The sequence below is a fragment of the Roseivivax isoporae LMG 25204 genome, assembly GCF_000521865.1.
In the GTDB taxonomy this organism is placed as follows: Bacteria; Pseudomonadota; Alphaproteobacteria; order Rhodobacterales; family Rhodobacteraceae; genus Roseivivax; species Roseivivax isoporae.
In genome coordinates this window covers 1-11,398 of the sequence record NZ_JAME01000061.1, presented here as the reverse complement: position 1 = coordinate 11,398, position 11,398 = coordinate 1, and the positions used below count along the sequence as shown (strand labels likewise).

At 63.2% G+C, this 11,398-nt stretch carries 11 protein-coding genes; 7 read left to right on the top strand and 4 right to left on the bottom strand.

What is annotated here, in order from left to right; genetic code table 11:
* Nucleotides 1-881: 881 nt before the first annotated feature.
* From RISW2_RS21615 to RISW2_RS21600, 4 genes are all read left to right on the top strand, one after another.
* Nucleotides 882-1,427: an N-acetylmuramoyl-L-alanine amidase gene (locus RISW2_RS21615; RefSeq protein WP_051492279.1), complete on the top strand. Its 546-nt coding sequence runs from the start codon at nucleotides 882-884 to the stop codon at nucleotides 1,425-1,427.
* Nucleotides 1,428-1,534: 107 nt separating this feature from the next.
* Nucleotides 1,535-1,888 (top strand): hypothetical protein, encoded by a 354-nt coding sequence (locus RISW2_RS25725; RefSeq protein WP_051492276.1) that lies wholly within the window; start codon nucleotides 1,535-1,537, stop codon nucleotides 1,886-1,888.
* A 526-nt stretch (nucleotides 1,889-2,414) separates the two neighbouring features.
* Entirely contained in the window at nucleotides 2,415-4,373 is a 1,959-nt protein-coding gene (locus RISW2_RS24775) for a calcium-binding protein (protein WP_156943941.1), read from the top strand.
* A gap of 455 nt (nucleotides 4,374-4,828) precedes the next feature.
* Nucleotides 4,829-5,359 carry an AAA family ATPase gene (locus RISW2_RS21600; RefSeq protein ID WP_425277804.1) on the top strand — a complete coding sequence of 177 codons (531 nt, stop codon included), beginning with the start codon at nucleotides 4,829-4,831 and terminating at the stop codon, nucleotides 5,357-5,359.
* 72 nt (nucleotides 5,360-5,431) lie between these two features.
* Here the strand turns inward: RISW2_RS21600 and RISW2_RS21595 are convergent, their stop codons facing one another.
* Nucleotides 5,432-5,911 (bottom strand): DUF411 domain-containing protein, encoded by a 480-nt coding sequence (locus RISW2_RS21595; protein ID WP_156943940.1) that lies wholly within the window; start codon nucleotides 5,909-5,911, stop codon nucleotides 5,432-5,434.
* Nucleotides 5,912-6,046: 135 nt separating this feature from the next.
* On the bottom strand, nucleotides 6,047-6,805 hold the full coding sequence (locus RISW2_RS21590) for a MauE/DoxX family redox-associated membrane protein (protein WP_043774995.1): 759 nt from the start codon (nucleotides 6,803-6,805) through the stop codon (nucleotides 6,047-6,049).
* 150 nt (nucleotides 6,806-6,955) lie between these two features.
* On the opposite strand from RISW2_RS21590, the gene RISW2_RS21585 reads away from it, so the two are divergent.
* Nucleotides 6,956-7,690 carry a DUF4396 domain-containing protein gene (locus tag RISW2_RS21585; RefSeq protein ID WP_043774992.1) on the top strand — a complete coding sequence of 245 codons (735 nt, stop codon included), beginning with the start codon at nucleotides 6,956-6,958 and terminating at the stop codon, nucleotides 7,688-7,690.
* Between the two features lie 63 nt (nucleotides 7,691-7,753).
* Here RISW2_RS21585 and copM read toward each other — a convergent pair whose 3' ends face one another.
* Nucleotides 7,754-8,236 carry a CopM family metallochaperone gene (gene copM / locus RISW2_RS21580; RefSeq protein WP_043774989.1) on the bottom strand — a complete coding sequence of 161 codons (483 nt, stop codon included), beginning with the start codon at nucleotides 8,234-8,236 and terminating at the stop codon, nucleotides 7,754-7,756.
* A 232-nt stretch (nucleotides 8,237-8,468) separates the two neighbouring features.
* The gene (locus RISW2_RS21575; protein ID WP_043774986.1) at nucleotides 8,469-8,723 is read right to left on the bottom strand and encodes a hypothetical protein; all 255 of its coding nucleotides are present in this window, start codon (nucleotides 8,721-8,723) and stop codon (nucleotides 8,469-8,471) included.
* 266 nt (nucleotides 8,724-8,989) lie between these two features.
* On the opposite strand from RISW2_RS21575, the gene RISW2_RS21570 reads away from it, so the two are divergent.
* The gene (locus RISW2_RS21570; protein ID WP_043774982.1) at nucleotides 8,990-9,505 is read left to right on the top strand and encodes a hypothetical protein; all 516 of its coding nucleotides are present in this window, start codon (nucleotides 8,990-8,992) and stop codon (nucleotides 9,503-9,505) included.
* A gap of 582 nt (nucleotides 9,506-10,087) precedes the next feature.
* Nucleotides 10,088-10,396 (top strand): H-NS histone family protein, encoded by a 309-nt coding sequence (locus tag RISW2_RS24310; protein ID WP_084615520.1) that lies wholly within the window; start codon nucleotides 10,088-10,090, stop codon nucleotides 10,394-10,396.
* Nucleotides 10,397-11,398 lie beyond the last annotated feature (1,002 nt).

The following is an 11,398-nucleotide window of genomic DNA, read 5'->3' as shown; positions in this document are numbered from 1 at the left end:
TTCACGGGCGGCTGCGCGCAGCCGGACGCGGCCCACCGGGTGTGCTCGGAGTATGTCATGGAAGACCTGAACGGTCGGCGCCGCGTCTTCGGCGCCTTCTGCTCGGAGGTGTACGATCCGGGATGAACCGGGAGGCGGGCAGGCCGCGCCTCAGAGGGTGTTGACGCGACCTGCCCCAACACAAACCGCGGGAGCAAGGGGAACTGGCGCCGCGGTTCACTCATTAATCTGGCCAGCCCTAGACCGGCTGGACCCACCATACACGAAAAACCAGCGCACGTAGTTTCACCGGGATTAACGAATCCGGAAGCGTGGCGGGCGCCCGCGAACGCCGTCGATCGGCTGAGCAGCAAGCGGTGGTCATGTGTCGTGCGGCCTGCGGCTGGATTCTCAGCCGGATGGAAATCTGGGCAGGCCTCACCGAGAGGGTGTTGGTGTGACCTGCCCAGCCGAGACTACGGCGGCCCAAACACCGGGGGGAATGGCGCCGCACCTCTCTGGCACATGCGGATCATCGCGCCGGCCAGTAACCATCATGAACGGCAGCACGGCGCTGAGAGTTTCACGATTCCTTAACAATCCAGGGGAAATCCGCGGCGCCGGAGAGCAGGCACGCCCCCGGCTGAACCGAGAGGTGGGCAAGCCGCGCCTACGGGGGCGTTGGCGCGGCCTCCCCGAATGGAACCACGGCGGTTGGGATTGACCGCGGTTCACCCGTTACCTGCCGACTATGTGCGTAGCCGACCCGCGCTCAACACGCCGGTGCCGCAAATGTTTCCGGCGCCGCGAAAATTTATGACATCGCCGCCGCCGAGCCTCGGCGCGGCGCGCTGACCGCCGCCCGCGCGGCTCGCGGGCCCATCCCCACACCGGAGAACACCATGAGAAAGATCAACGAGATCGTCGTGCATTGCACGGCGACGCAGCCCGATTTCATGCCTGGCGCATCGACGGCCGGGCGCGTGGGCGAGGTGAAACGCTGGCATGTCCAGATCAACAAGTGGTCCGACACCGGATATCACTACCTGGTCGACCGCGACGGCACCGTGGCCGAGGGCCGGCCGCTCGAGCGCATCGGCGCGCACGTCGCGAGGCACAACACCGGCACGATCGGCATCGCGCTTTTCGGCGGCCACGGCTCGGCCGAGACCGACGCCTTCGCGGATCATTTCACGCCCGAGCAGGACGCCGCGCTGCGCACGCTGATCGCGGACCTCGAGGCGCGCTTCGGTGACCTGAAGATCTCGGGCCACAACGAATATGCCGCCAAGGCCTGCCCGGGCTTCCAGGTCGCGCGCTGGCTGGGGCACGGGCCCGCTGCCAAGCCCGCCCCCGAGGACCAGGACGAGGCCACCGCGGCGACGATCTACCGCTGGCGGCTCGCGGAGATCCGCGACCTCGCGATGCGGGCGCTCGCCGGCGAGTGATCCGCGCCCTCTTCCACCTCCCCATGACGGACTGGCGCGTCGCGCTGGCCCTCCACGCGGCGCTCCGCCGCCCCACGCGGCGCTGCCGCTGACAGAAAGGACCCACCATGGACAACCTCTGGACGACCCTCGAGCCGCACGTGATCGAGCTCCTCGGCCTCGTGCTGACCATCATCATCGGCATCGCCGCGCGCCAGCTCAGCGCCTGGACAGGCATCGAGATCCAGAAGCGCCACCGCGAGGCGCTGCACGAGGCGCTCATGTCGGGCGCGATGTCCGCGATCAAGCACGGGCCCAGCGTCGGCCTCGGCACACTGAAAGCCCACGCCATCGCCCACGCGCGCCAGTCCGTGCCGGAGGCGGTCAAGGCGCTGGTGCCGGGCGACGGAGTTCTCGACGCGATCGCGGAACGCTACGTGCGCGACGTATTGCGTAAGCTTGATCGGCCTACACTTGAGTAATCCCGCCCAAGAGTGGGCCGCGGGCGCCTGACCAAGGACGGCTCGAAGCAGACCCTGAGCCGCTTGCGGCGAAGGTCCGGTTCGAGCCCGTTTCGGAAGAAGCAAATTCTCGCTGCGTGCGCTCGCAGCGGCATTCCCGTTGTGGCTGAGCGAATCTTCATGCCGCATCGCAGCTGTGGATCCGGTCGTTCGAACAGTGCGCAGCGGGATCCTCGGGAGCAGCGACCGCTCCGCGAGCCTTTCGGCCGTTCGCGGCGCATACACTGTGTTCGCTGCGCCCCAAACAAAGTTCGGTCTTTTGGGCAGCGCTGACTTTCGCTTCGGGGGCGAGGCGCATCGGGCCAACCCGCGAAATCGGACCTCGTAGGGAGCCGATGTCCAGTCAGGCGCGCAGTCGCAACAGCGATCCGACGCTGTCGCAAAAACTACCGTTTCATGCCCTCAAGTATAGGCAGCAGTGCTCGTCTTGTTGTCTGGATCGGAAAAGTGTAGCCTGAAAGTCATTTGAAATATAAGGATCACCTTGGTGTCCGATTATCCAACTCTTCTCGCCCCGGTGGGAGGCGAGACGACGCTGCTTCCTTCCATTGCTTCGGGTTCTGCGCAAGACGCGGTCGTGACATCATCTGAAGCCGGCGGCTATATTGCCACTTTCGACACGCGCGTTTGGACGTCATTCTTGGATGTTGTTCCTGCCAACAGCCAGCTCTTCGCTCAGGTCTTTGACACCGACGGTGCGGTGGAAGGGGAGACTGCTGTCCTTGATCCCCAACCTGGGCACTGGATCCGCAAACACCTGGCACTCGCCTTGAAAGATGGTGGATATGCCGTGTTCTGGGCCGCGTCCACGAATTATGATGCCTCGCCGCCCGTCTCTCCTCCCATCCCGGAGTTTTCCATCTTTGCTCGATCTATTGACGCCGAAGGTGCGGTCTCTGAAGAGGTAGAGGTCCTGTTTGATTCGCGTCGCGACGCGGAAAACGCCTGGCTTCTTGACGCCGAGATCTTGGAAGACGGACGAGTCGCCGTGCTGTGGAATGATGTCGGTGAAGAGGCCGTTTATCTCGGTCTTGACTTCGCGGCAGAAAATCAGACCGTCAGCATTTATGACCCCAACTTTTCGAGTGTATTGCAGACGATCAGTCTGGAGGATCCTGCCGAACGCCTGACGGCTCTGCGCGACGGGGGCTTCCAAATCAATTGGACCGATGGTGAGTCGTATCGACGCCTTTATGGGACTGACGGGACGGCCTTAGGCGCTGCCGAGCTGGTGCCAACCCTTCCGATCCCGGAACAGGGAACGCGGTTCAGCGTGACCGAGCTCGACAACGGAAACCAGCTGGCCCTCTGGTCAGAGCGCGTGACCGGTTTGCAGGACGAGGTCCGTGCTCAAGTCTACACCTCTGATGGAACAGCTCTCGGAGAGACGATTGAGGTCAACACACCCGCACCCGGCGAGGATCGGCCGTTGAACGCGGTGGCGCTTGACGGCGGGGGTTTTACCGTGGCCTGGCAGGACTGGCAGACCGATAGGTATGGTGCAGTTGTGGTTGTGCAGAGCTTCGGCGCCTCGGGTGAACGTGTTGGGCCTGCCTATTCGATCAGCGGGACCGACGGCAGCAATCGAGGCACTTTGACCCATCTGTCAGACGGAGAGGCCGTGCTGCGATATGGCACTTATCAGTCCGGCTCGACCATGTCTGGAGAGCAGGTCTTGAATTCCAATTTCCTCACGCACCTTGACCTCTTCAATTTTCTTCAGGGAACCCCGGAGAACAACAGACTTACCGCCACGGAGCAGAGTGATATTCTGACTGGCGGTGACGGCGACGACGTTCTTGTTTCTTTTGGCGGGGACGACTTTCTTAATGGCGGCATAGGTGCCGATACAGTCAATGGCGGCGAAGGAAATGATACCCTTATCGGGGGCTTGTCGCCTGATGACGAGAGAGACGTGATCTACGCCGGTGCCGGCAACGATAGCGTCGAGGCGGGCCACGGCAACGATCTGGTCTTCGGCCAGGACGGGAATGACACCATTGCCGGCGGCTTCGGGGTGGATCAGCTGCAGGGTCAGAACGGGAATGACGTGATCACCGGCTCTGCCTTCTCCGATCTCGTGTTCGGGGGCGCGGGCGACGACTTCGTCAACGGCGGTTTCGGTTTTGACCGGATCAACGGCGGTACCGGGGCGGACCGGTTCTTCCACGCGGGTGCGGAGGGTCATGGCTCGGATTGGATCCAGGACTACAACGCGGCGGAGGGCGATGTGCTGCTCTTCGGCGACTCCTCGGCCTCGGTCTCGGATTTCGTCTTGCGCACGAACCACACCGCCTCTCCGGACGGAGAGAGGGCCGGCGACGATGAGGTGCAGGAGGCCTTCGTGAATTACCGCGGGCAGACATTTTGGGCGCTGGTGGACGGCGACGGGCAGAGCTCAATCAACCTGCAGATCGGCGGTGAGGTGTTTGACCTGCTGGCGTGATAGCAAGATCAAGGCGTACTTCGCTTGATGCCAATAAACCCGTGGCTCCAGTGGGATCGTTCACGCTCTGTGTAACAGTGTGGAAAAGCGAATGTTGGGTTTACATTCCCTGGTCTGGCGTAGCCTCGAACGACCGCTTCCGTGATGCGCGCCGCGGCGCACAACCTGTATTGCTGCGGCTGCGAGCTCCTCCATCGTCATGCTGCAACCGCATCGGTTGGTCGCCGATTGACCGGAAAGTCTGCATTCCAGACTTTCAGCTTACAGCCGGCGATGGTCCGCAGGTGACCGAAAGCCGACCGTCGACCTGCCGCGGAGAATGTCCGGAGGAGTGCATTGTGTTGGTCGCGCACGCTTTGTAGGCTTCGTTGCGCGACGGTCCACCACGGCTAGTTTCCGGGCTTCCGACGCATTTCCCCTGAATAAGCAGTTTTGGATGGCACATGTGTGTGCATATGGTTGTGGTGACGGGCGGTCCCGGGTCCGGCAAGAGCAGTGTGATCGACTGCATGGCGCGGCACGGCTTCGCCACGATGCCCGAGGCCGGGCGTGCGATCATTCAGGATCAGGTCAGGCTAGGTGGCGCGGCGCTGCCTTGGGCGGATAGAGCGCTCTTCGCCGAGCTCATGCTGGCTTGGGAGTTGCGCTCGTACCAGGAGGCTCTCGGAAAGGGGGCGCACGTCGTCATGGATCGTGGCATCCCCGACGTGCTGGGGTACCTGACGCTCTGCGGTCTGCCGGTCCCCGCACATGTGCAGAGGGCGGCGGAGCTGCATCGCTACTGCAGGCAAGTCTTCCTCGCTCCGTACTGGGATGAGATCTTCACGCAGGACAGCGAGCGCAAGCAGGACCGCCAGGAGGCCGAGGCAACGGGCCGCGTCATGGCCGAGACCTACACGCGGCTTGGCTACCAGATCGTCGAGCTTCCCCTGGTGGGCGTTCAGGAGCGGGCGGATTTCGTCGCGGCCAGCTTGCGGGACGTGTGAGGTCCACGGACGGACGCCGGCGGCTTGCTTCGCATGCTGAACTGCGCCTCCCGCCGTCAGGCACGCCGTCCGTCAGGCTGCGTCGTAGCGCGCGAAGATCTCGGTCGTGCCGTCCCGGAGCACCAGGTGGACGTCGTAGGCCTCGCGCTGGCTTTCGGGGCCCATGCCGGGCGAGCCGTAGGGCATGCCGGGCACGGCCAGACCGACCGCGTCGGGACGCGTGTCGAGAAGGCGGCGGATGTCGGCGGCGGGGACGTGGCCCTCGATCATGTAGCCGTCGATCCGGCCCGTATGGCAGGAGGCCATCTCGGCCGGGATCCCGCTCTCGAGCTTGTAGCGGCTGAGCGCGACGCCGCGCGCGGGTTCGGACGTGACCGTGAAACCGTTCGCCTCGAGATGTTCGATCCACGCCGAGCAACATCCGCAGTTGGGGTCCTTCAGGACGTGGATCGCGGGGGCGGCGGCGCGTCCGCGGATCGGCAGGAGCGCCGCGAGACCGAACGCGGCCGCGCCGGTCAGGACGGCCCGGCGGGTCATGGTGAGGTGCGACATGGCGAGCTTTCTTTCCGTTGCGTGCCGGGCGCGGATCACGCCCCGCTTGGGTGCAGGCCGAAGCTAAGCGACGGCATGGTCACGCTTCAAGCGCGGTGGCGCCTGTCGCGATCACGTTCCGGTTCACGGGCGCTCTCAGGTCAGCAGCATCCGCGCCGGCATCCAGAGACCCATGCCGATCATCATCAGGTTCTCGGTGAGCGAGACGAAGCCCAGAGGCACGTTGCTGCCGCCGCCGACGCAGGCGCACTTGAGCTCGCGACGGTCCACGTACACCGCCTTGAACACCGACACCGCGCCCACCGTGCCGATGAAGAGCGCGATCGGCGCCGCGATCCAGACGAGCGCGCCCGCGACCATCAGGACGCCTGCAAGCGTTTCGGCGAATGGATAGATCGTGCCGTAGAGCACCCAGCGCACGGCCAGCAGGTCGTAATTCAGGAACATGGTCGAGAAGCTCTCGACGTCCTGCAGCTTCTGCAGGCCGAGCAGAGTCATGGAAATTGCCAGGAACCATTCCAGCGTGCGCAGGGACAGGACCGTGCCGAACGCCACCCAGCTGACCGCGAGGGCCAGGAGAAGGCCGACCGAGAAGATCGCGATCACCGGTCTGTACGTGGTGTCGTCCTTGCCCACGACAGGCTTGCCAAGGTGGGAGCGGACCTCCTCGTAGCCGCCGATGCGGGTGTCGCCGATCCATGTCTGCGGCGTCGTCTTGACGCCGTGGCGCGCCATGAAGGCGTCCTTCTCCTCCTTGGTCTCGAGCCAGTGATCATCGACGGTGTATCCCTCGCGCTCCAGCAGCGCCCTCGTCTTGAGGCCGAAAGGGCAGAGGTGATCGGGCATCACCATCCGGTACAGGGTGGCGGTCTTCTGGACATCGTCGCGTGGCATGGTTGACCTCCGGCAAAAGCACGGCTCCTGCGGGCAGAACAAGCCTCCAGCGCTGGAAGGTTCCCGTCCTGGCAATCTTTCCCGGCTGCCGGAACAGGAGGCGTGGCTGCCTGTTCGGACACGCGACACCGGACACGTACGGGAGCCGACATGATTCCTGAATGGCTGCACCTGTTGTCGATCGTCTCGCTCGCCGCGGGCGGCGCGTGCGCGGTGATCATCGTCGTGGACGAGACGCGGGATCCGCAGCACATGTGGATCATGAACGTGGTCTGGCCGCTGGTCGCGCTCTTCGCCAGCGTGATCGCGCTCTGGGCCTATTTCTCGTATGGCAAGCTCGCCGCGCGAAGCCGCGTCGCCCCGGCCATGGAGCGCGGCGACCCGATGCCCAACAAGGTCGGAACCCCGTTCCCCGGCATGGTCGCCAAGGGCGCCGCGCATTGCGGCAGCGGCTGCGCGCTCGGGGACATCATCGCCGAGTGGCTGGCGTTCCTCGTGCCGGCCGTGGCGATCTGGCTCGGCTGGCAAAGCCTCTTTCCCGAGAAGATGTTCGCGGTCTGGATCCTCGACTACATCCTCGCCTTCGCGTTCGGCGTGGCGTTCCAGTACTTCACCATCAAGCCCATGCGAGGATTATCCGTGGGCCGGGGCCTGGTCCAGGCGATCAAGGCCGACGCCCTGTCCCTCACGGCATGGCAGGTCGGCATGTACGGCTTCATGGCGCTCGCGCATTTCTGGGTCTTCGCGCACCTTCTGGACGCGCGGCTCGAGGTCCCGACGCCCGAGTTCTGGTTCATGATGCAGATCGCCATGCTCTGCGGCTTCGCGACGTCCTACCCGGTCAACTGGTGGCTCATCCGGGCGGGCATCAAGGAGAAGATGTGACGGGGGTGCACCCCGCGCGCCGTGCCGGAAGCGGACCGCGCGCGGGTAGAGGTGATGTGGCGTCTACTCGTCGGCGTGATCCGCGATCCAGGCCTCGAGGAATGCGATCTCTGCCTCCTGCGCGGCGATGATGTCCTCGGCGAGCTGACGCAGGTCCGGATCGCTGCCGTGGTCGAGGACGATCCGCGCCATGTCGATGGCCCCTTGGTGATGGCCGATCATGCCGCGGGCGAAATCGATGTCCGCGTCTCCCGTGAACTCGATGTCCATGGCCGAATGCATGGCGAGGTTCGCAGCGCGATAGGCAGCCGTCGAGGCGGGCTCATCGGCTCTGTCCTGGCCTGCAGCGTGAGAGCCGTGCTCGTCGGCCTCCTTCTCCGCGGTCCCGCCGTGCTGCATCATTCCGCCGTGATCCATCATCTCGTCGTGCGGCATCTTGCCGTGACCGTGGCCGTGTTCGTTCGCGGCGCTCGCGCCGGCAATGCCGCCCGCCAAGACGATGGTCAGCGCTGCCGCGCTCAGAATTTTCCCGGTGACTGTACGCATTTTTCGTTCCTCCAGCGTGGATGCCCTGCAGACATTCGGCGCGCGTACGCGCGGCCGCCGCAGCCATCCGGAACATGGGGATTCCACTTACTGGAAGGTCAAGAAGCCAATGTGGAGCCGCGGGTGAGATCCAAAAGTGACCTCCGCGAAGGGGAATTTGTCCCCAAAGGCGCAGGCTCCGGCGAGCGGCCGGTCTCTCGAATCGGCGGGAACCGGCGTCGACATGTCACCCTCAGCCGCGCGTCATGATCCATTTCCTGACAGCGTTTTTCAGCGTGCCTTGGGCTACCAGCCGCTCGAGCAGCCACTCCTGCAATTCCGACTGGGTGGAGCATTCAGGCGGATTGGCGATCGCCTCTTTCAAGACGGCTTCGACAAGGTCATCTGCTGCCTTGGCATTTTCGGCGTACGCACGGGCCCGAAATCGCAAGAGCAGGAGAATGGTGACCACGTCGACGTTGTCGATGAGCTCGATGTTCTCTGACACGGTAGGCTCGCTTTTCTTTTTATGGTTCTGGCGGCAGCGCGTTGAACAATGGCCGCCGAGCGATGTTCCCTGTACGCCCGCTGGCGGCGGGAATCCAGCGGTCTGCGGCGATTTTCCGGCTCGCCCGTACTCCCCAGATTTTTTCGGCGTAATCTTCGAACGCCATGCGTGCGGGAATTAAGAATCTCGCCAAGCAAGGCATCGTGCCTTGACACCTGGTGCCGGCATGCCCTCCATCACGTGCATTCGATTTGGAAGGACCGACAATGACATCAGGCATTCGAACCCACCGACTTCTCGCCGTTCTGGCAGTTGCATTTTCCGCAGGTCTTGCTGCGCAGGCCAGTGCGCAAGAGGTCATAGGCGAAATCTCCCTGACCCTGGACGGCGAAGACCGCGTCTGGCAAACCCTGCGCAGCACCGACCCCTCGGTCAGTTTCAACACCGGGGTCACGGAATACGGTCCGGTCAAGGACATCAGCATTCAAGGCTACACCGAAGGTGGATCGTACACCGAGGACGTTCTCGCGATCTCCCTGGCGATAATGTCAGGTGGTGGAATGGTCGATCAGACGGTCATGCATGTGCCGGAAAAGATGTCCCAGAGCTGGGTGAACCCGGATGACGAAGAGCTGGTGACGATCGAGCACATTGATGACGAAAGCATTCGCGGTACGGTCTCCGGCCGCTTGTGCTTCATGGACGGCTTCGCGACGCCGATCGAAACCGACAATTGCGTGCCGGTTGAAGGGACGTTCGAAACCGCGCTGCCCCAGGAATAGGGGACGGAGACGGGTCGCCGAAAATCTCTCGTGTTGCCAGGCGGTGACGAGGGACAGGCGAGCGTGGCGGCATGCTGGAATGTGCCGCCACGTGAAAGCCCTCCACCGGATATCCGCGCGTCATGTCGATGATGCCGACTCCATGCGGCACCAGCTTCCAGACGGCCACCAGGGAATGTTCAGACTACTGGCGACACTCAGCGACGGCGCTCACGCGCCGGATGCCCGGTCTGGCCATGGAATGACGTTCTCGGAGTAAGAGACCGGCTCCTGAACAGGCGCCAGTGGGTGGACCTGCCTTGCTTTCTGGGCAGCTTGCCGGAGCGCCTTGTTAACAAGGAAGGTGATTGCGAGGTTGCGCTCATCCGGGCTCATCTCACCACGGTGACGCCGGATTTCGAGTCGATCAGTCCAGAAGATCGACGGTGCTCGTCGCGCTTGTGCGTCTTTTTCTTCATCAAACAGCTCGCTTTCGGTAGCATGCGCGCTGGTCAATCACTCCAAAGGTATTATAAGCGGAAAGGCACGCGCAGGCGATAGAGACGCCGACGTGGCATTCTCAAGCATCAGGTAGATATCCGCATGGACCTAAACGAGTTTTCCAGAGACGAACTCCTTCAGCTTCGGAGAGACATCGACAAGGCGATCAACAATTACGACAAGCGTCGTCGTGCCGAGGCGATGGCGGCAGCGGAAGCCGCAGTCCGCGAAATGGGGTTCACGCTGGCTGAACTGTCCGTTGGCGGATTGGGCGGGCCGAAGAACGCTCCGAAATACCGCCATCCCGAGGACCCCGACTTGACATGGTCGGGGCGCGGGCGAAAGCCGGATTGGTTCACTTCAGCGATCGAAAGCGGAGCCAAGCCGGAGGACATGCTGATCAAGCCGTAGGTCTTTCGACGCCCTGTCTGAGAGTTCAGACAGGGCGGAAACTGCGGCCGTCTCGGCTCCTCTATTCTCTACCGTCTCTTTCTGTTTTCTCGAGCAATTGAGGCAAGATCGGGGCGCAGATGGAAAGCTCGATCGTTGGAGCTATCTGACCTTTCCTAACCGAATGGAGGATGGTCGAATGAGAAATCCGTTTCTTGCTGCTGCAGTGCTGGCGACCCTAGGTGCCGCTTCGGCATCTGCCCAGACGACGTATTCAGGGATGGCAGACACCAATCTGCAGAACGCCTGTCTGACGGCCGCCGCAGCCCATTTCGGCACGACGTCTGTCGGGATCGCCAGTGGCAGTGCGATCCCTGGTGGTATGGCCTACGAAATGAGTGCTGCAGGAAGCGACCGCACGTGGACCTGTCGGGCGATCAGAGGTTCGGCCTACGCGGCGAACTCAAGCCAAGGTCGTTAACCCGGCGGCTCGCCTGGCGAGGCGCAGAAAATAACCGGTGACGTCGAAGGGCGGATCGCTGTTGCCAGGGCTGCTCCAGCCAATCGGAACCCTGCGAAAAACGTTTCCCAGATTCGCGTTTCGTTTCCGATTTTTCCGCCGTGTTCTACGAAGTCTCTAGGAAACGCTTTCCACACGATTTCAATATCATAGCCGCCACATCACCTCGTTTACACCGAGATTGTCGGCGGTTCGAGCCCGTCACGACCCACCAGTCATTTCGGTCGCGCGAGAACCGCGGTATTCGGGCTGCCCTTGGAGGGAAGCGCGCCGCACCAGCGCGATATTTCTTCGGGCATGCCTTGTACAATCCTCGCGGGTACCGATCTTCCCACGGCGGGCCGGGCCCCTCTGACGGCGGGTGATCGCCGTGATGTCGGACCGCATCTCATGGCCCGGTGTTCCATCCGCATTTCCGCGAGACGATCCTCGGGCCGAAGCATGATGAGGTCAGCTTCGTGGAATTTCTGCTCGTTCTCTTTCTCGGCAAGCCGCTCTGGATG